Source organism: Streptomyces sp. NPDC036813 (assembly GCF_055609245.1).
In genome coordinates, this window is the sequence record NZ_JBVJPV010000005.1 from 166,929 (window position 1) to 186,640 (window position 19,712).

Genomic DNA, 19,712 nt, shown 5'->3' on the forward strand with positions numbered 1-19,712 from the left:
CAGCATGGCAGGTCCGCACCAGCGAGACGACACGGTGACCCGCGAGAGCCGGGCGCTGCTGCGCACGGCCGCCCGGCACAGCGCGACCCGCCGCACGGCCCTGTCCTCGGCCGAGGTCGCGTCGGCCGGCGCCGCGCTGCTGCTGCCGGCGGCGCTGGGACGGACCCTGGACCTGCTGCTGGCGCACGAACCCGCCACGCGCTGGGTGCTCCTGTGCGCGGGACTCGTTCTGCTGTCGGCCGTACTCGACGCGGCCGGGACGGTGCTCCACGGCACCGTGGACGCCCGCACCACCGCATGGCTGCGCCGCCGCGCGACGAGCCATGTGCTGGCCCTCGGCCCCCGGGCCCAGGACCGCTTCCCGGCCGGCGAGCTGGTCGCCCGGCTCGTCGGGAACGCCGCCGCGGCCGGAACGGAACCCGCCGCCCGCGCCGCGCTGCCGGCCGCGGTCGTCGTGCCGGCCGGGGGTGTCGTCGCGCTGGCGGTGATCGACCCGTGGCTGGCGGTCGTCCTGCTCGCCGGGGCACCGCCGCTGTATCTGCTGTTGCGCGCGCTGGCCCGTGACACCTCCGCCTGCGTCGCCGACTACCAGCAGGTGCAGGGGCGGATGGCGGCGACACTCGCGGAGGCCGTCACCGGACGGCGCACGATCCGCGCGGCCGGACTCCAGCAGCGGGAGACGGCGCGCATCCTCGCGCCGCTGCCCGAACTGTCCCGCGCGGGCCACCGCATGTGGCGGGTGCAGGGCCGGGCCGCCGCGCAGGCGGTCGCGGTCGCGCCGCTGCTGCAACTGGCGGTGGTGGCGGTCGCGGGCCTGCTCCTGGCGCGGCACCGGCTGACGGCCGGGGACCTGCTCGCCGCGTCCCGGTACGCGGTGCTCGCCACCGGTGTCGGCGCGCTCGTCGGCCGGCTCACCGCCGTGGCGCGGGCCCGCGCGGCGGCCGGACGGCTAGGCGAGCTGCACGCCGTGCCCGCGCCGCGGCACGGCGGACGCCGGCTGCCCGAGGGCGGGCCGGGGCGCCTGGAGCTGCGTGGGGTGATCGCGCGGCGCGGCGAGCGCACGGTGCTCGACGGGGTCGACCTGGTGGTGTCCGGCGGGACCACCCTCGCTCTCGTCGGCCGCTCCGGGACCGGCAAGTCACTGCTCGCCGCGCTCGCCGCACGGCTCGCCGACCCGGACGCCGGGGAGGTCCTGCTCGACGGGGTGCCCCTGCGCGAGCTGTCCCACGCGGAGCTGCGTGCCGCGGTGGCCTGCGCCTTCGACCGCCCGGTGCTGCTCGGCACCACGGTGGAGGACGCGCTCGCCCTCGGTCTCCCGCGCCCCTCCCCCGCCCGGGTCCGGGAGGCGGCCCGTACCGCCCACGCCGACGACTTCGTGCGGCGCCTGCCCGCCGGGTACGCCACCGCCTGCGCCGACGCCCCGCGCTCCGGCGGCGAGTCCCAGCGCCTCGGTCTTGCACGGGCCTTCGCCCGGGGCGGGCGGCTGCTCGTCCTGGACGACGCGCTGTCCAGCCTCGACACGGTCACCGAGCATCGCGTCACCGAGGCCCTCACCGCCCCCGGCACGCACGGCACCCGACTGCTCGTCGCCCACCGCGCCGCCACGGCCGCCCGCGCTGACGCCGTGGCCTGGCTGGACGGCGGACGCGTCCGCGCGGTGGGACGGCACGAGACGCTGTGGCGGGACCCCGGCTACCGGGCGGTGTTCGCCGGCGCGGCCCCGGAAGAGGTACGGCGGTGAGCGGCGCGGGACGTACGGCGGTGCGGGGCGGGCTCTTGGCCAGGGGGACGCGTTTTCTGCACCGGCGGTGGCCCGTGCTGCTGCGGCTGGCCGGCTGGTCGGTGCTGGAGACCGGCCAGACCTTCCTGCTCGGGTACGGCCTCGCCCGCGCCCTGGACGACGGGTTCCTGGCCGGGCGGGCCGGGACGGGGCTGCTCTGGCTGGCGGTGGCCGGCGTGGGGGTGCTGGTCGGCGCGCTGGGCACCGGGCGGGTGTACGGCGCCGTCGCCGCGCTGGTGGAACCGCTGCGGGACCGGCTGGTGACCCTGGTGGTGGAACGCGGCGTGCGCGAGGCGGACGACGGGGCACTGTCCGGCCTCACCCAGCAGGTGGAGATCGCGCGGGACACCTTCGCCGGGCTGGTGATGGTGGCGCGGTCGTTCGTGTTCACGTCAGTCGGCGCGGTCGCCGGGCTGCTCGCCCTCGCCCCGCCCCTGCTGCTCGTCGTGGGGCCGCCGCTGGCCGCCGGTGTGGCGCTGTTCGCGATGACGCTCCGGCCGCTGGCCCGGCGGCAGGAGACCTACCTCGCCGCCGACGAGGCGCTCGCCGCGCGCCTCGGCGCCGTCTGTCCCGGGCTGCGGGACATCACCGCGTCCGGGGCGGAGGAACGGATCGCGGCGGACGTCGGGGCCGACATCGACGCCGAACTGCGTGCCGCACGCTCCCTGGCCCGCTTCTCCGTGCTGCGCACGGCGGCCCTCGCCGTCGGCGGCCATCTGCCGGCCGTCCTGCTGCCGGCCGCGGCGCCCTGGCTCCTGTCCCGCGGTGTCACTCCCGGTGCACTGGTCGGCGCCCTCGCCTATGTCACCCAGTCCCTGCTGCCCGCGCTGCGCACCCTCGTCCACGGCCTCGGCACGAGCGGCGCCCGCCTGACGGTGGTCCTGCGCCGGCTGGCACCGCGGGCGGACGCCGCAGAGCAGGGGGCGGGCGATGAGCAGGGGGCGGTCGCGGCGGTCCGTTCGCCGGCTCCCGTGGCCCCACCGGCTCCGGCGCCCGCCGAGGCCGCCCTGTGCCTGACCGGCGTGACCTTCTCCTACGGCCCCGGTGCGGCCCCCGTGATCGACGACCTCGACCTCACGCTCCCGCAGGGCGCCCATCTGGTCGTCGTCGGGCCGAGCGGCATCGGGAAGTCGACGCTCACCGCGCTCGTCGCGGGGCTGCTCGAGCCGGTGCGCGGCGGTATCCGCGTGTACGGCGCGCCGGTGCCCTCGGCGCGGGCCGCAGCGCTGCGGGTGCTCGTGCCGCAGGAGGCGTACGTCCACAGCGGCACCCTCGGGGAGAACCTGAGCCTGCTGCGGCCGGATCCGGTGCCCGAGCCCGAGCTGCTCGCGGCGGCCGACGCGGTCGGGCTCACGCCGCTGCTGGAGCGGCTCGGCGGACCGGGGGCGCCCGTGGACCCGGCGGCGCTGTCGGCGGGTGAACGGCAGCTGATCGCACTGACCCGGGCCCATCTGTCGTACGCGCCGCTGGTGCTGCTGGACGAGGCGACCTGCCATCTGGACGCGGAGGCGGAGGAGCGCGCGGAGCGGGCCTTCGCCCGGCGGACGGGTGGGACGCTGGTCGTCGTGGCCCACCGCATCAGCTCGGCGCGGCGCGCCGACCGTGTGCTGGTGCTGGACGGCCGGCGCACGGCGTACGGCACGCACGGCGAGCTGCTGGCCGGCTCGCCGCTGTACCGCGACCTGGTCGGCCACTGGGCCACCCCCTCAGACCCAGCCCTGGCCCTGGGAGATACGGATGGCGTCGATGCGGTTGCGGGCGCCGGTCTTGCGGGTGATGGCCGCCATGTAGTTGCGCACCGTGCCGTGGGACAGGTGCAGGCTCCCGGCGATCTCCGCGACGGAGGCACCGCCGGCGGCGAGGGATAACACGCTCAGCTCCCGCCGGGTCAGCGGCATCTCGGCGGCCTCCAGGAAGCCGAAGCCGAGGGAGTCGTCGACGAAACGTTCCCCCTTGGCGACGCGCCGGATGCCCTCGACCAGGCGCTCGGGCGCGCCCTCCTTGCCGATGTAGCCGAGCGCGCCCGCCTCCCTGGCTCTTCGCAGCAGCCCCGGCCGGTGCGCGTCGGCCAGCACCAGCAGCCGCGGCCCCGTGCCGTCCGCCGGCCGCCCGCACAGCTCCCCGAGCGGCGGGACGCCCGGTGCGTCGGAGCACTCCAGGTCCGCCGCGCACACGTCGGGCCGTACCGACCGCATCCGGCCCGGCGCGGCGCGCCATGAGGTGTCGTAGACGCGCAGGTCGTCCTCCCGGCGCAGCCAATCCGCGAGGACGGACCGCACCAGAGACGCGTCATGGACCAGAAGTACCCGGATCAATGCTGCCCCTTCAGCTCGTTGCGCCGGAGTCGTGGTGGTGAACGCGTGCCCCATTGTTGGCGTTCGTGACGTTCCCCGGTGGCGGAGATCCGGCCAACGCGAGGCGCGGGGGCGCACGGGTGCAGCCCGTGCACCGCCCCGCGCTCCGACTGCCCGGGCATGATCGCCCGCCGGGCGGGGTAGCCGGACGGGTTTGCGTCGGCGCAGGGCGTCGGCAACGATCCTTCCGCCCACCGGGCCGCCGCGACGGCCGATGGCGCCGCCCGTCACGGCGGCTCGCGGGCGCTCGCCGTGCGCGGCTCGGCCCGGCGAGGCAGATTTGATCCCTGGGACCTCCCCGGGGCTTTCCGGCGTGCCTGCGGGGAATGCGTGCAACGTCGGGTCCGCGGCCGACGCGGGCGGGCGAGGAGGTGGTCGGCGTGACCGACGGGCAGCCGCCCGGGCATGCTGCGCCGGCTCCAAGGGAGCCGGACGGCGGACCGGCCAGCGAGAAGCCGGACGAGAAAGCGGCCCGCGGGAGGCAGGACAGCGGACCACTCCTGTCGCTGGCGCTGACGGCGATGCTGGAGGACGTCGGGGCGCACTCCGGCGCGGTGTACCTGCGGGTTCCCGACGAGCCGGTGCTGGAGATGGCGGTGATGGTCGGGCTGCCCCGGGCGTTCGCCGCCCCGTGGGAACGGGTCGGGCTCGGCGCGCCGATCCCGGTCGCGGAGGCTGCCCGCGAGCGGCGCCCGGTGTGGGTGGGCGGCGAGGAGGAGATGGCCCGCCGCTACCCCCGGATCTCGGTGGTGCTCCCCTACCCCTTCGGGCTGGCCGCGCTGCCGGTGGCCACGGAGTCCACGGTGTACGGGGCGGTGTTCGTCACCTGGCCCGGCGGGCGTCCGGCCGAGCCGCAGCAGGACGAGCTCCGGCGGCTGACCACGGCCTGCGACCACCTCGCCCGGCAGCTGGAGCGGGTCGCCGCCGAGGGCCGGCCGCTGCGGTCCGAGCCCGACCTGCTCGCCACGCCGCCCCCGGAGGGGCTGACCGGCTCGCTCGGCTCCGCCGAGGCGGCCCGGATGGTGGCGCGGCTGCCGTACGGGCTGTGCTCGCTGGACCTGAACGGCCGGGTCTCCTTCATCAACGCGGCGGCGGCCGAGCTGCTGGGCGTCGAGGTGGACGCTCTGCTCGGCAACCAGCCGTGGATCACGCTGCCCTGGCTGCGCGATCCGATGTACGAGGACCGCTACCGGGCCGCGCTGATCAGCCAGCAGGTCACGTCGTTCGTGGCGATGCGCCCGCCCGGCACGTGGCTGTCGTTCCGCCTGTATCCGAGCACGACCGGGCTGAGCGTGCGCATCTCCCGGGCCCGTGCGGTGTCGGAGCTGTACCGGGCCGGTCCGCAGCCCGGGGACGCGCCGTCCCGGCTGGTGACCATCTCGCAGGTGCTGAGCCTGGCGGGGGCGCTGACCGAGGCGGTGGGCGTGCAGGACGTGGTGGAGCTGGTCGCACAGGAGCTGGCCCCGGCCATCGGCAGCCGGGCCGTGGTGCTGCTCGGCTCGCGGGCCGGCCGGCTGCATGTGCTGGGGCACCGCGGCTACCCGGACGCGCACCTCGTGGAGCGGTTCGACGGGACGCCGATGACCGAGGCGACACCCGGCACGCAGGCCCTCAGCAGCGGGGTGCCCGCGTTCTTCGCCTCGCAGCGGGAGCTGGAGCGGCTGTATCCGTCCCGCTACGCCACCCCCGACGGCTTCGCGGCCTGGGCGTATCTGCCGCTCATCGCCTCGGGACGTCCGGTCGGCACCTGCGTTCTCGCCTACGCCGAACCGCACCCGTTCCCGGCCGACGAACGCGCGGTGCTGACAAGTCTCGGCGGACTGATCGCGCAGGCACTGGAACGCGCTCTGCTGTACGACGTCAAACACCAGCTGGCGCACGGGCTGCAAGAGGCTCTGCTGCCGCACTCGCTGCCGCCGCTGCCCGGCATCGACGCGGCCGCCCGCTATCTGCCCGCGACCCGCGGCATGGAGATCGGCGGCGACTTCTACGACCTGGTGCCCTCTCCGCCGCTGGCCGCGGCGGTCATCGGGGACGTCCAGGGGCACAACGTGACGGCGGCGGGGCTGATGGGGCAGATCCGCACCGCGGTACGGGCGTACACGACCGTCGGGCACAGCCCGGGCGAGGTCATGAGCGCCACCAACCGGCTGCTGATCGACCTCGGCTCCGACCTGTTCGCCTCCTGCCTGTACCTGCGGCTGGACCCGGGGCGCGGGCGCGCGGTGATGGCGCGGGCCGGGCATCCGCCGCCGCTGCTGCGCCGGCCGGACGGGCGGGTGAAGGTGCTCGACCGGGCGGGCGGTCCGCTTCTGGGCATCGACGCGTCGGCCGCGTACGCGACGACCGAGTTCCCGCTGCCGCCCGGCGCGCTGCTCCTGCTGTACACCGACGGGCTGATCGAGTCCCCGGGCACCGACATCGAGGACGCGCTGGCCGAGCTGGGCGAGCGGCTCGCCGACTGCGGCGACGTGCCTCTCGGCGAACTCGCCGACACTCTCGTCAGGCAGTACACCGCCGGGGAGGAAAGGATCGACGACGTGGCACTGCTGCTCCTGCGGGCGCGCTGAGCCGGTCGCGGTGAGCGGTCCGGCCCTCCCGCCGGAGGACCGGACCGTCTCCCCTGCCGGCCGGGAACCGCGGTGAGGCCGGTCAGGGGGTCCGGAGCGGGACGAGGTCAGTTCGTCCCGGTGAGCGCGGAGCCGTCGCCCGCGCCGGAGCCGTCCTGCGCGCCGGAGCCGTCGCCCGTGGCCGAACCGTCGCCGGCTCCGCTGCCGGACTGGCCCGCGCCGCTGCCGGACTGGCCGGCACCGGACTGCTGGTCACCCGCGCCCTGGCCCGCGCCACCGGCACCGGCGCCGCCACCCGCGCCCAGCGTCGCCCCCGTCGCCTGCAGTGCCGTCGTGACCGGCTGGAAGAACGTCTCCCCGCCGGAGGTGCAGTCGCCGCTGCCGCCGGAGGTGAGCCCGACCGCGAGGCCGTCCTGGGTGAACAGGGAGCCGCCGCTGTCGCCGGGTTCGGCGCACACGTTCGTCTGGATGAGTCCGGTGACCGTGCCCTCGGGGTAGTTGACGGTGGCGTCGAGTCCGAGGACCTGCCCGTCGTGCAGTCCCGTCGTGCTGCCCATCCGGAAGACCTGCTGGCCGACGGTCGCGTCCGCGGCCTGGCTGATCTGCACGGTCTGCCCGCCGCCGGCATTGACCTCGCTGGGCGCCTGCGTGTTCGGGTCGTCGTACTTCACGAGGGAGAAGTCGCCGTTGCCGGGGAAGACCGCCTGGTCGACGGTGGCGATGGGCTGTCCGTTCTGGGCGTCGGACCACTGCTTGGCGGCGACCCCGCAGTGACCGGCCGTCAGGAAGGCGGGCGAGCCGTCGGACGCCGTGACGTTGAAGCCGAGGGAGCAGCGCGCCCCGCCGCCGAAGATGGCGTCGCCGCCGGAGACGAAGGTCTTGAAGGTCCCGGTGGACTTCTTCACCGTGGCCATGCCGGGGCCGAGGCTCCGCACGGTCGACTGGAGCCGCTCCCACCGCGCGCCGGTGACGGTGCGGTCGGCGGTGACCAGCAGCTTGTCGGTGCGCGGGTCGATCGCCCAGGCGGTGCCGGGTATGGAGGCGCGGTCCTTCAGCGTGCGGGCGCCCGACTTCAGGGCGGCCAGGCTGTGGGCGACCTCGCGCACGGCCGCGCCCGCCTTCTTGGCCTGCACGACGACGTTGTTGTTGTCACCGGGGACGACGTTGACGACGAGTTGGCGCTTGCCCGCGTCGTAGTAGGAGCCGGCGAAGGAGTCGCCCAGCAGACCGGAGAGCTGCGCTGCCAGGCCCTGGGCGTCGGCGGCCTTGAGGGTGCGCGGGGCGGGCGTGCCCGAGGCGCCGTCCTGCGAGGCGTTGGCCTGGGGCAGCAGGATCGCGGCCGCGCCGAGGGCCGCCACACCGCCCGCCGCCATCGCTGCCTTGCGCTTCGGGATTCGCTTGTGACTCAACCTTCTCGCCCTCCTGGGGGTTGTGGGGGTCTGGGCCCTGTCAGCGGCGCCTGGATGGCCGTTGGTACGCAGGGGGCGGGCGGGGCGTTCAACGCGGTGGCCCAACCGGTCGGCCGCGCACGGCGATTCGGCCAGTACACGAACGGGGATCGGCCGGGACACGAAGAGGAGTCGCCCGGAACACGAAGGGGGATCGGCCGGGACACGGGCGTGGCGGGCCGCGTGCGGGAAGAATCCCCGCATGACGATGACGACCGCCGAGGCGGACAAGATCCTCTCCGGCAACTTCGCGCCCTGGGTGCTGGATCTGGGGCTGTCCGTGCAGGAGATCGAGCCGGGCCGGGCGACGCTGCGGCTGCCCTGGTCGGACCGGCTGGCCCGGGAGGGCGGGGCGCTGTCGGGGCAGGCGCTGATGGCGGCCGCCGACACCGCGACCGTGCTCGCCGTGTCGGCGGCGCGCGACGGCTATGTCCCGATGACGACCGTGCAGCAGTCGACGTCCTTCCAGCGCGCCGTGACCGGGGCGGACGTCCTGGTCACGGCGGTGCTCACCAAGCTGGGCCGCCGCACGGCGTTCGCGGACGTGTCGCTCGTCGACGCGGCCTCGGGCGAACTCGCCGCACAGGCCACCACGGTGTACGCACTGCTCGGCTGACGCGGGCGGTCTCGGACCGGTGACGGCTGACGCGGGCGGTCTCGGACCGGTGACGGCTGACGCGATGCGTGTCGGACGGGCGACGGCCGACACGATCGGTATCGGTCCGGCGACGGTCGGTTGCGGACACTGAACGGAATATCTGCTTCAGGGAATCTGCACATCGAATGCTCAACCAGGTCACCGGGCGCCGCGGATCTGCACAACCGCGCGGCGCCCGGTCTTCGTTTGCGCCAAGTGCCCGATTCGGCCGGCGAACCGCAAGCCACGGTGTGCGCCGAAGCGGAGCAAGGTGTGAAGAAGTCGCCGACACGGCGTGGGCACGCCTGCACCTTTGGACCGGTGAGCGGCACAAGTGCCCAGGTGAGAGCCATGGTTGATTGGAAGCGCGCGGTCGCCGCGTGCTTTTATCCAACGCACCGCGGGGATCCCCCGTGACCCCCGGTACCCCCCTTGTGACATACCCATATGAAGGGAAGTTCCATCATGAACTCCACCCCCCAGGTTGCGACCGTCGAGATCTCCGACGCCGAGCTGGACAACGTCTCCGGCGGTCTGTCCGTCAACGCCCTGAACACCGTCACCGGTGCCCTCAACGGCGTTGCCCCGGTCTCCGGCCTGGTGGACACCGCCGTCGGCACCGTCGAGGGTGTCACCGGCCTGAACACCGCCCCGGTCACCAACCTGGTCGCCGGTCTCTGATCGCACCCTTTTGTGCCCCCGGGTCCCGGAAGCCGCCCCCCGGCTCCGGGACCCACGGGTGTGCCATCGGTGCAGTTGTCGATGTAGGTGACCGTGCAGTTCCGCCAACAGGCCCTCGCCAAGCTCCAGTCGCCGGAGGAGCTCGATCTTCCGGTGCGTCTCGCCCGCCCGCAGGGCTGGCTCGTGCTGTCGGTGACGGTGGTCGCGATCGTGGCCGCCTCGGTGTGGGCGGTGACCGGTTCCGTGGCCTCCACGGTCAGCGCACCGGCCGTTCTCACCCATGGGGAGGGCAGTTACGTCCTGCAGAGCCCGGTCGCGGGCCAGGTGACGGCGGTCCTCGCCGAAGAGGGCGCCCGGCTGCCCGCGAACGCCCCGGTGCTGAAGGTCCGCACGGCCGAGGGCGAGACCACGGTCCGCACGGTCGCGGCGGGTCGCATCACGGCGCTCGCCGCCACGATCGGGCAGATCGTCTCCACCGGCGCGAACGTCGCGGCCGTGGAGAAGGTCGCCCACGCCGGCGACCCGCTGTACGCCACCGTGTACGTCCCGGCCGAGAACGCCTCCACCATTCCCGCGCACGCCGCCGTCGACCTGACCGTGCAGACGGTGCCGGCGCAGCAGTACGGCGTGCTGCGCGGCCATGTGAAGTCCGTGGACCGCACCGCCCAGTCGGCGCAGGCCATCGGCGCGTTCCTCGGGGACAGCCAGCTCGGCGAGCAGTTCACGAAGAAGGGCCGACCGGTGGCCGTCACGGTCGAACTGGACACGTCGCCGAGCACGAAGAGCGGCTACCGCTGGTCGTCCGCGGACGGGCCGCCGTACCCTCTGACCTCCATGACCCTGGCCACGGGTTCGATCCACCTGGCCGATCAGCGTCCCGTCGATTGGCTGCTGCCGTGACCACCGCCGCCCCCGAGACGCGGGGCCGGCGCCGCGCCGCCCCGCCGAAGCGCTCCGTGCCGAAGCCGCGCGCGAGGACCGTGCGCACCCCGACCGTGCTGCAGATGGAGGCCGTGGAGTGCGGCGCCGCCTCGCTGGCCATGGTGCTCGGCCATTACGGCCGGCACGTCCCGCTGGAGGAGCTGCGCATCGCCTGCGGCGTCTCCCGCGACGGTTCACGCGCCTCCAACCTGCTGAAGGCCGCCCGCAGTTACGGCCTGACGGCCAAGGGCATGCAGATGGACCTGGCGGCACTGGCCGGGGTCAAGGCACCCGCGATCCTGTTCTGGGAGTTCAACCACTACGTCGTCTACGACGGGATGGGCCGCCGGTTCGGCCGTCGCGGCGTGTTCGTCAACGACCCCGCCAAGGGACGCCGGTTCGTCACCCTGGAGGACTTCGACGGCAGCTTCACCGGTGTGGTGCTGGTGATGGAGCCGGGCGAGAACTTCACCACCGGTGGCCGCAAACCCGGCGTGTGGGGGGCGATGCCCGCCCGTCTGAAGGGCACCGCGGGCACCCTGCCGGCAGCGGTGCTGGCGAGCCTGCTGCTGGTGCTGGTGGGCGCGGCGGTGCCCGCGCTGAGCCGCACCTATATCGACATGTTCCTGATCGGCGGCCAGACTTCGCTGCTGGGCGTGCTGTTTGCGTCCATGGCGGCGTGTGTCGCGCTCACCGTGGCGCTGACCTGGCTGCAACAGGCGAATCTGCACCACGGCCGGATCATCTCCTCGACGCTCTCCAGCGCCCGCTTCCTGCGCCATCTGCTGCGGCTGCCGGTGACCTTCTTCTCCCAGCGCAGCCCGGCCGACCTGGTGCAGCGGCTCCAGTCCAACGACCAGGTCGCCGAGACCCTGGCCCGCGATCTGGCGGCGGCGGGCGTGGACGCGGTGGTCGTCGTGCTGTACGCGATCCTGCTGTACACCTACGATCCGCAGCTGACGGTCGTCGGCATCGGTGTGGCCCTGCTGAACGTGGTCGCCATGCGGGTGGTCATCCGGCTGCGGGCGACGCGCACGGCGAAGCTGCGCGCGGACAGCGCCCGGCTGACCAACACCGCCTACACCGGCCTTCAGCTGATCGAGACGATGAAGGCGACCGGCGGCGAGGACGGCTACTTCCGCAAGTGGGCCGGACAGCACGCCACCACGCTGGAGGAGCAGCAACGGCTCGGCGTGCCGAGCGCCTGGCTGGGTGTGGTCGCGCCGACGCTGGCCACGCTGAACAGCGCGCTGATCCTGTGGATCGGCGGCATGCGGGCGATCGAGGGACACATCTCGGTCGGTCTGCTGGTCGCGTTCCAGGCGCTGGTCACCCGGTTCACCGCTCCCCTGACCCGGCTGAACGGCGTCGCGGGGCGCATCCAGGACTTCGCCGCGGACGTGGCCCGGCTGAAGGACGTGGAGAACTTCCGCGCCGATCCGCTCTACGGCCGCACGGGCGGCGCCGACTCCACGCGCCGGCTGCACGGCCACGTCGAGCTGCAGAACATCACCTTCGGCTACAGCCCGCTGGACAAGCCGCTGCTGACCGGGTTCGACCTGACGGTCGGCCCCGGCCGGCAGGTCGCCCTGGTCGGCGGCTCGGGCAGCGGCAAGTCGACGGTGTCCCGGCTGATCGCGGGCCTGTACACACCGTGGGAGGGCGTGATCCGCATCGACGGGCAGCGCCTGGAGGACATCCCGCGCGGCGCGCTCGCGGCCTCGGTGTCCTTCGTCGACCAGGACGTGTTCCTGTTCGAGGGCACGGTCCGGGACAACGTGGCGCTGTGGGACCCGTCGATCCCCGACGACGCGGTGCTGGAGGCGCTGCGCGACGCGGCGCTGTACGACGTGGTGATGCGCCGGCCCGGCGGCATCCACAGCAAGGTGGAGCAGGACGGCCGCAACTTCTCCGGCGGGCAGCGCCAGCGGCTGGAGATCGCGCGTGCCCTGGTGCGCCGCCCGAGCATCCTCGTCCTGGACGAGGTCACCAGCGCCCTGGACGCCGAGACCGAGCAGATCGTGATGGACAACCTGCGTCGCCGCGGCTGCGCCTGCGTGGTCATCGCGCACCGGCTGAGCACGGTGCGCGACAGCGACGAGATCGTCGTGCTCCAGCACGGCCAGATCGTCGAGCGCGGGCGGCACGAGGAGCTGGTGGCGCTGGGCGGCGCGTACGCGGCGCTGGTCAGGGAGCGGTGAGATGACGGCCGTACACGAAGGTGACCTGGTACTCGGCGCGTTCGGGCAGCTGGGGACGCCGCTGAACTGTGCGGGCCTCGGCCGGCTGGACCTGGAGGGCCCTCAGGTGCTCTGGCTGGTCGCGGCCGGGGCGCTGGACCTGTTCGCGGTCGACGCCGCCCAGCAGGGCCACTGGCACCACCTGGGACGCCTGGAGGCGGGCTCGCTGCTGCTCGGCCCGGTCGCCGGGCCGCAGCACACGCTCGTCGCCCGCCCGGTGCGCGACTGCGTGATGCACCGCATCGCGCTGCGCGAGCTGTACCAGCCCGCGCAGACGCAGACGTGGAGTTACGACGAGTACGGCAACCCGCAGTACGTGCCGCCGACGACGAGTCCGCTGGAGTACGCCCTCGCGCTCGGCGTCGGCCGCGGTCTGTCGGTCCTGTTCCAGGCGCCGATGGCCGACGAACACCCGGCCGAGGGCGGGGGCGCCCCCGCGCGAGCGTATTCGAGCGCGGGGGACGATGACGACGTGTTCTGGATGCAGGTGCCGCCCGGCAGCGTCCAGTACGGCTCCCTGTACGGACAGGAGGCGGCCGCCGACCTGCTGATGGACCCGGCGGTGTGGCAGGGCATGGTCGACCAGCAGTACCGGCTGCTGGCCACCCTGGACCGCTGGATCGAGCAGCTGGAACGCACCCACGAGACCCGCACGGCCGCCGGCATCAAGGCCGGTGAGGCGGTGCGTGCCCAGGCCGACCGCACCCTGCTCGCCTCCATCGGGCGCACCTCCGCGACGCGCACCACGTCCGCCGACGCGGACGCCACCTACGCGGCCTGCAAGCTGGTCGCCGAGGCCGCCGGGATCACGCTGACCGGACCGCCGCAGTCCGGCACCGGTGACGACCGCCTCGATCCGGTCGAGCGGGTCGCGCTCGCCTCGCGGCTGCGCACCCGGGCCGTACGGCTGCACGGCCGCTGGTGGCGGGAGAACGCCGGGCCGCTGGTCGGCCAACGGGCGCTGTCCGGGGCGCCGGTGGCACTGCTGTGGCGACGCGGCGGTTATGTCGCCGTCCACCCGGCGACCGGGCGGGAGACGCCGGTGGAGAAGGCGAACGCCGGGGAGTTCGAACCGCGCGCGGTGATGTTCTACCGGCCGCTGCCCGAGAAGGGGCTCGGGCCGCTGGGGCTGCTGCGGTTCACTCTGCGCGGCACCCGCTCGGACCTGATGTGGCTGCTGCTGGCGGGGCTGGTGACCGTGGCGATCGGCGCGCTGGTGCCGGTGGCGACGGGCCGCGTGCTCGGCGAGTACGTGCCGCGGGCGCAGTCCGGGCTGATCGTGCAGATGTGCCTGGCGGTGATGGTCTCCAGTGTGGTGGCGGCGGCGTTCATGCTGCTGCAGAACCTCACCATCCTGCGGCTGGAGGGCCGGATCGAGGCCACGCTGCAACCGGCCGTGTGGGACAGGCTGCTGCGGCTGCCGACGAAGTTCTTCGCGCAACGCTCCACGGGTGAACTGGCGAGCGCGGCGATGGGCGTCAGCGCGATGCGCCGGCTGCTGGCGGGGGTCGGCCCGTCGGTGGCGCAGTCGGTCACGGTCGGCGCGATGAACCTGGGGCTGCTGCTGTGGTTCAGCGTGCCGATGGCCATGGCGGCGATCGGCATGCTCGTGGTCATCGCGGGTGTGTTCACGGCGCTGGGGCTGTGGCAGGTGCGCTGGCAGCGCAAGCTGGTGGTGCTCACCAACAAGCTGAACAACCAGGCATTCCAGACCCTGCGCGGACTGCCGAAGCTGCGGGTGGCGGCGGCCGAGAACTACGCCTACGCGGCGTGGGCGTCCCAGTTCGCGCGCAGCCGTGAGCTGCAGCAGCGGCTGGGGAAGATCAAGAACCTCAACTCGGTGCTGGGCGCGGTGTATCTACCGCTGTGCTCGCTGCTGATGTTCATGCTGCTGGCCGGTCCGGCGCGCGGTGCGCTGTCGGCGGCCGACTTCCTCACCTTCAACACGTCGGTGACGATGCTGCTGACCTCGGTCACCCAGCTGACCGGCGCCTTTGTCTCCGCGGTGGCGGCGCTGCCGCTGTTCGAGGAGATCAGGCCGGTGCTGGAGGCCGCGCCGGAGGTGCCCGCGGCGAGCACCCGGCCGGGTCCGCTGTCCGGGGCGATCGAGGCGCGCCGGCTGTCGTTCCGCTACTCCGACGACGGGCCGCTCGTCCTGGACGACGTGTCGTTCGAGGTCCACCCGGGTGAGTTCGTGGCGGTCGTCGGCCCGAGCGGCTGCGGCAAGTCCACACTGCTGCGGCTGCTGATCGGCTTCGACAGACCTCTTTCCGGCAGCGTCCTGTACGACGGGCAGGACCTGGCCGCCCTCGACCAGTCGGCGGTGCGGCGGCAGTGCGGGGTGGTGCTCCAGCACGCGCAGCCGTTCACCGGGTCGATCCTGGACGTCATCTGCGGCACCGAGCCGTACACGCCGGAGGAGGCGATGGCGGCGGCCGAGATGGCGGGGCTCGCCGAGGACATCCAGCGGATGCCGATGGGGCTGCACACCATCGTCGCCGGCAACGGGGCGATCTCCGGCGGGCAGCGGCAGCGGCTGATGATCGCGCAGGCGCTGATCCGGCGCCCGCGGATCCTGTTCTTCGACGAGGCGACCAGCGCCCTGGACAACGAGACGCAGCGCACGGTGATCGAGTCCACCAAGGCGCTGAACGCGACGCGGATCGTCATCGCGCACCGCCTGTCGACGGTGCTGGACGCGGACCGTGTGATCGTGATGGAGAACGGCAGGGTGGCCCAGCAGGGGCCGCCCGCGCAGCTGCTCGCCGACACGGGCGGGCGGCTGCACGAGCTGGTGCGACGGCAGATGACGTGACGTTCTCCTTCGTCGAGGTGGGTCAGTCGAGGCCGGGCACCGGGGCGCCGGAGGGAAGTCCGGCGTCGATGTAGGCGGCGTAGAGCGCCTTCCAGTCGGCGGTGGGGCCGGCGTGCGGCCCCTGGAGGCGCTCGCCGCGCGCCGCGGCGTCGAGTGCGGCGAGGCAGACCTCCCACCCGGCGCCGTTGCGGGCGGCGCTGTCCGGTGCGGCGAGGACGTTGGTGAGGGTGAAGCGGGTGCGCCCCTCGGTGAGCTCCTCCAGGTCGAAGCGGAGTTCGTCGTCGCCCCAGGAGAAGGACAGGTGCCGGGGCGGGTCGACCGCGACGACCCGGCCGGTGGAGTCCGGCATGGCCGGGTCGCCGCGGAAGGCGACGGTGCCGCCGGGGCGCAGGTCGAACTCGGCGCGGGAGGGGAACCACTGGGCGAGTTCGTCGGGGTCGGTGACGAAACGCCAGACGCGGTCCACGGGGTGGTCGTAGGTGCGGCTGAAGCGGACCGCGGGGCGGCCGTCGTCGAGGGTGAGGTAGGTGCCGGTGAGGTCGGCGGCCATGGCGGATCAGTCCTTCGAGGTGGGGGGTTCCTGAGGGGGCTCGGGGGCCCCGGCGTTCCCGGACGCCTCCGGCGTGCCGTCGAGGCGGCGGCCGAGGGCGTCCAGGCTCGTGTTCCACAGCCTGCGGTAGGGGGCGAGCCAGGCGTCCAGCGCGGCGATCGGGGCCGGGTCGAGGGCGTAGACGCGGCGCTGCGCCTCCTGCCGTACCCGGACCAGGCCGGCCTGCCTGAGCACCTTGAGGTGCTTGGAGGTGCTGGGCTGGCTCAGTCCGCGGGCCTCGACGATCTCGCCGACGGACCGCGGCCGCTCCAGCAGCAGCGCGACGATGGCGCGCCGGTGCGGGTCGGCGAGGGCGGTCCACAGCGAGGCGTCGTAGTCCATGGGCCTCAATATTCCCTTCTGGTTATATTCCTGTCAAGGAATGCACAGGTGCGTAGTGGCATGATCCCACCGCGCTGGGTACTCGCCATCCATGCGGATGAGTGTGGTGGACGTCGGATCGAACACAGTCCGGCTGGTGGTCGCGGACGCGGAGGGCGGGGTGCCGCTGCCGGTGCACACCGCCAAGTGGCGGCTCAGACTGGGACAGCGGGTCAGACCCGGGGACCCGATTCCCGAGGAGGACATGGTCCAGCTCGCCGACGCGGTCGCCGCGGCGAGCCGGGCCGCGGCGAAGTGGGGCGCGGCGGGGCCGCTGGCGTTCGCGACCGCCGTCGTACGGGCCGCGCCGAACCGGGTCGAGGTGCTGCGGGAGGTGCGGACCCGCACCGGAGTGGACCTGTGCACCCTGCCGGGTGAGCTGGAGGCCGAGCTGACGTTTCTGGCGGCGCGGCGCTGGATGGGCTGGCGGTCGGGTCCGCTGGCACTGCTGGACATCGGCGGCGGTTCGCTCGAGGTCGCCTTCGGGCGCGGCCGGCTGCCGGACTTCGTGGCCTCGCTGCCGCTGGGCGCGGCGCGGCTGACGCATGAGTTCCTCGAGGGCGGCCAGGATCCGCCCGCGCCGGAACAGCTGAGGGCGCTGCGCCGCCGGGTGCGCCACGAGCTGCGGGACGTGGCGGCGCGCATCCGGTGGGAGGGCCCGCGCACGGCGGCCGCCACCTCGCGCACCTTCCAGCAGCTGGGGCGGTTGTGCGGGGCGGCGCCCGGCCGGCACGGGCCGTTCGTGGAGCGGGAGCTGCACCGCGCGGACCTGCGACGGGCCGCCGCCCGGCTGGCCGAGCTGCCGGCCGCGGAACGGGCCACGCTGCCCGGCATCTCCGCGCCGCGCGCCACGCAGAGCCTCGCCGGTGCGGTGGTCGGGCACACGGCGATGAAGCTGACCGGGCTGAGGTCGGTCGTGGTCTGCCCGTGGGCGATCCGCGAGGGCGTGATGCTGCGCCACGTCGAGGACGGACCGTCCTGGTGGGCGGAGATCTGCCGGCGCGCCGAGGAGACGGCGCCGCCCGAGCCGGTGCCGCTGCGGATCGCGACGGCGACGAAGTGAACGGCAAGAGCGAGGAGGACGACGACATGGCCGAGAACAGCAGCCGCCGCCCCGAGACGGCGCTGGGGGAGATCCTGCACGAGGTGGAGGACGCCGAGAAGCACGTCACGGACGAGGAGCGGGATCGGCGCCACCGGGGCGAGGCCGGCGAGGCCATCACACCGAACGTCCGCGCCGAGGAGGAATCCCAGGGCGACTGAACCCGGTCCGGCGCGCAGGGTACACACCGACGGCCACCACCACGCACCCCGCCGCACACACAGGCCGGGGCCCCGGAGCGTTTCCGGGGCCCCGGCCTGTGTGTGCGGCGGGGTGCAGGGGCAGGGGACGTACACGCCTGCGGCTGCGTGAAGCCGGGGCGCGCAGGTCCCAGGCACGGAGACCTGCGGCTGCGTGAAGCCGGGGGTGCGCAGGCCCGAGGCACGGAGACCTGCGGCTGCGTGAAGCCGGGGCGCGCAGGTCCCAGGCACGGAGACCTGCGGCTGCGTGAAGCCGGGGCGCGCAGGCCCGAGGCACGGAGACCTGCGGCTGCGTGAAGCCGGGGCGCGCAGGTCCGGGGCATGGACCCTGGGCTGCGAGGCCCGGGGCACGGGGAGCCCGGGGCGCGCAGGCCCGGCTGACGGGCGCGGACGCCCCCGCGCCCGGTCGGGGGGCCCGCCGCGATGAGGCCTCCCCCGATCTGCCACCGCACCCCACACCCCCGCCGCCGGCGGGCGGGCCAGCCCGGGCGGGGATCGTCCCCCGCGCCCGCCCCCAGGCACACGCCCCGCCGACGCTCCCGCGCCGGAGACACACATCCCGGAATGCAGACCCGGCGGCGTACAGACCCGGGCGCGCAGGCCCGGCTGACGGGCGCGGACGCCCCCGTCCCCGTCCCCGTCCCCGGTCGGAGCCCGCCACGCCCGCCACGATGACGCCTCCACCGACCTGCCACCGCACCACCCACCCCGCCGCAACGCCGGTCGCCCCCCAGCCGGAACCGACTCGTCACTCTCCTCAGCTCCGCCCGCGGGCACGCGCTCCCCCGCCGACGGGCGCGGACGGCCCCGCCCCCGAGCAAGGCCCGCCGTCATGCCCTCCGCGCGCCCGCACCGCGGCAGCGGTGACCAGCCCGCGGCAGGCGACCGCGTGCGGAGCGTTCACGCGCCAGGGCGTGCCACGCGTGTCTTCAGTCCGCCCGGGTACCCAGGCGGCATGGCACATGATCTCCGCGAACCTCGGCTGCCGTCGGCCCGCGGCCCCCTGTCCGGGGCCGTCCTGGACCATCTGCGCGGCACCGGTCCGCTGCCCGCCGCCTCCGCGGTGGCCGGCGCGGACCCCTACGGCGACGACCTGCAACTCGCTCTGTACGTGTGCTACGAGCTGCACTACCGGGGCTTCGCGGGCGTGCCCGGGGACCGCGAGTGGGACCCCGACCTGCTGCGCACCCGGGCCGCGCTGGAGCAGCGTTTCCTCTCGGCGCTGCGCGCGGACACACCCGTGCACGACAGCGTCGAGGAGGCCGTGGGCGACCTGCTGGTGGAACCGGCCGACGGCACCGGCGTCAGCCACCACCTGTGCGAGAAGGGCGAGCTGTGGCAGCTGCGCGAGTACGCGGCGCACCGCTCCCTGTACCACCTGAAGGAGGCCGACCCGCACGCCTGGGTGCTGCCCCGGCTGACGGGACGGGCCAAGGCGGCGATGGCGGCCGTGGAGTTCGACGAGTTCGGCGGTGGTCGCGCCGACCGGGTGCACGCCCGTCTGTTCGCCGACCTGATGACGGACCTCGGCCTGGACACCGCCTACGGCCGCTATCTCGACGCGAGCTGCGCGGAGATGCTGAGCATCGTCAACCTGATGTCGCTGTTCGGCCTGCACCGCGAGCTGCGCGGCGCCCTGGTCGGGCACTTCGCCGACGTCGAGATCACCTCCTCCCCCGGCTCCCGGCGGCTCGCGGAGGCGATGCGCCGCGCGGGCGCGGGCCCGGCCGCCGTGTTCTTCTACGACGAGCACGTGGAGGCGGACGCCGTGCACGAGCAGATCGTCCGGCACGAGGTGATCGACGGCCTGCTGGAGGAGGAGCCGCACCTCGCACCCGACGTGGTCTTCGGCATCGACGCCACCGAACACCTGGAGGGCCGTCTCGCCGACCGGCTGCTCGACGCCTGGCGCTCGGGCACCTCTTCGCTGCGGACACCACCGGACGCCCCGACGGCCACAGAAGTCCCTCATATTTCCTGATGGAGGGGGAACT

General features: G+C 74.3%; 14 protein-coding genes and 1 pseudogene. 11 read left to right on the plus strand and 4 right to left on the minus strand.

All coding sequences use genetic code 11. The annotated features are described in order from the left end of the window. Positions 1-4 precede the first annotated feature (4 nt). Together ACZ67Q_RS13260 and ACZ67Q_RS13265 are read left to right on the plus strand one after the other, a co-directional pair. Complete coding sequence (locus tag ACZ67Q_RS13260; RefSeq protein WP_471180498.1) at positions 5-1,741, plus strand: ABC transporter transmembrane domain-containing protein; 1,737 nt, start codon at positions 5-7, stop codon at positions 1,739-1,741. After that, positions 1,738-3,648, plus strand: a complete 1,911-nt coding sequence (locus ACZ67Q_RS13265; RefSeq protein ID WP_471180502.1) for an ATP-binding cassette domain-containing protein — start codon at positions 1,738-1,740, stop codon at positions 3,646-3,648. The genes ACZ67Q_RS13260 and ACZ67Q_RS13265 overlap by 4 nt, the downstream gene beginning before the upstream one ends. On the opposite strand, the pseudogene ACZ67Q_RS13270 reads toward ACZ67Q_RS13265, so the two are convergent. Further along, positions 3,571-4,149: pseudogene (locus ACZ67Q_RS13270) on the minus strand (LuxR C-terminal-related transcriptional regulator); the annotation flags it as partial. The gene ACZ67Q_RS13265 and the pseudogene ACZ67Q_RS13270 overlap by 78 nt on opposite strands. A gap of 356 nt (positions 4,150-4,505) precedes the next feature. Here ACZ67Q_RS13270 and ACZ67Q_RS13275 point away from each other — a divergent pair. After that, positions 4,506-6,704, plus strand: a complete 2,199-nt coding sequence (locus tag ACZ67Q_RS13275; RefSeq protein ID WP_471181083.1) for a SpoIIE family protein phosphatase — start codon at positions 4,506-4,508, stop codon at positions 6,702-6,704. 107 nt (positions 6,705-6,811) lie between these two features. Here the strand turns inward: ACZ67Q_RS13275 and ACZ67Q_RS13280 are convergent, their stop codons facing one another. Beyond that, positions 6,812-8,113 (minus strand): S1 family peptidase, encoded by a 1,302-nt coding sequence (locus ACZ67Q_RS13280; RefSeq protein WP_471180504.1) that lies wholly within the window; start codon positions 8,111-8,113, stop codon positions 6,812-6,814. Positions 8,114-8,354: 241 nt separating this feature from the next. On the opposite strand from ACZ67Q_RS13280, the gene ACZ67Q_RS13285 reads away from it, so the two are divergent. From ACZ67Q_RS13285 to ACZ67Q_RS13305, 5 genes are all read left to right on the plus strand, one after another. Continuing rightward, positions 8,355-8,768 (plus strand): PaaI family thioesterase, encoded by a 414-nt coding sequence (locus ACZ67Q_RS13285; RefSeq protein WP_471180506.1) that lies wholly within the window; start codon positions 8,355-8,357, stop codon positions 8,766-8,768. Between the two features lie 486 nt (positions 8,769-9,254). Then, positions 9,255-9,470, plus strand: a complete 216-nt coding sequence (locus ACZ67Q_RS13290) for a type A2 lantipeptide (protein WP_471180509.1) — start codon at positions 9,255-9,257, stop codon at positions 9,468-9,470. A 93-nt stretch (positions 9,471-9,563) separates the two neighbouring features. After that, complete coding sequence (locus tag ACZ67Q_RS13295) at positions 9,564-10,370, plus strand: hypothetical protein (RefSeq protein ID WP_471180512.1); 807 nt, start codon at positions 9,564-9,566, stop codon at positions 10,368-10,370. Continuing rightward, positions 10,367-12,592, plus strand: coding sequence for an NHLP family bacteriocin export ABC transporter peptidase/permease/ATPase subunit (locus ACZ67Q_RS13300; RefSeq protein WP_471180514.1), 2,226 nt, complete (start codon positions 10,367-10,369; stop codon positions 12,590-12,592). Before ACZ67Q_RS13295 ends, ACZ67Q_RS13300 begins: the two co-directional genes overlap by 4 nt. A gap of 1 nt (position 12,593) precedes the next feature. Beyond that, the gene (locus ACZ67Q_RS13305; RefSeq protein WP_471180517.1) at positions 12,594-15,446 is read left to right on the plus strand and encodes an NHLP bacteriocin export ABC transporter permease/ATPase subunit; all 2,853 of its coding nucleotides are present in this window, start codon (positions 12,594-12,596) and stop codon (positions 15,444-15,446) included. A 22-nt stretch (positions 15,447-15,468) separates the two neighbouring features. On the opposite strand, the gene ACZ67Q_RS13310 is transcribed toward ACZ67Q_RS13305, so the two are convergent. Continuing rightward, positions 15,469-15,996, minus strand: a complete 528-nt coding sequence (locus ACZ67Q_RS13310) for an SRPBCC family protein (RefSeq protein WP_471180520.1) — start codon at positions 15,994-15,996, stop codon at positions 15,469-15,471. Between the two features lie 6 nt (positions 15,997-16,002). Continuing rightward, entirely contained in the window at positions 16,003-16,377 is a 375-nt protein-coding gene (locus tag ACZ67Q_RS13315) for an ArsR/SmtB family transcription factor (RefSeq protein ID WP_471180522.1), read from the minus strand. A 91-nt stretch (positions 16,378-16,468) separates the two neighbouring features. Between ACZ67Q_RS13315 and ACZ67Q_RS13320 the strand changes: the two genes are divergently transcribed. The 3 genes from ACZ67Q_RS13320 to ACZ67Q_RS13330 all read left to right on the plus strand — a co-directional run bounded on the left by ACZ67Q_RS13320 (position 16,469) and on the right by ACZ67Q_RS13330 (position 19,699). Continuing rightward, positions 16,469-17,479 (plus strand): Ppx/GppA family phosphatase, encoded by a 1,011-nt coding sequence (locus ACZ67Q_RS13320; RefSeq protein WP_471180525.1) that lies wholly within the window; start codon positions 16,469-16,471, stop codon positions 17,477-17,479. Then, positions 17,476-17,679: a hypothetical protein gene (locus ACZ67Q_RS13325; RefSeq protein ID WP_471180527.1), complete on the plus strand. Its 204-nt coding sequence runs from the start codon at positions 17,476-17,478 to the stop codon at positions 17,677-17,679. The genes ACZ67Q_RS13320 and ACZ67Q_RS13325 overlap by 4 nt, the downstream gene beginning before the upstream one ends. Before the next feature lie 994 nt (positions 17,680-18,673). Continuing rightward, positions 18,674-19,699 (plus strand): iron-containing redox enzyme family protein, encoded by a 1,026-nt coding sequence (locus ACZ67Q_RS13330; RefSeq protein ID WP_471180530.1) that lies wholly within the window; start codon positions 18,674-18,676, stop codon positions 19,697-19,699. Positions 19,700-19,712: the final 13 nt, after the last annotated feature.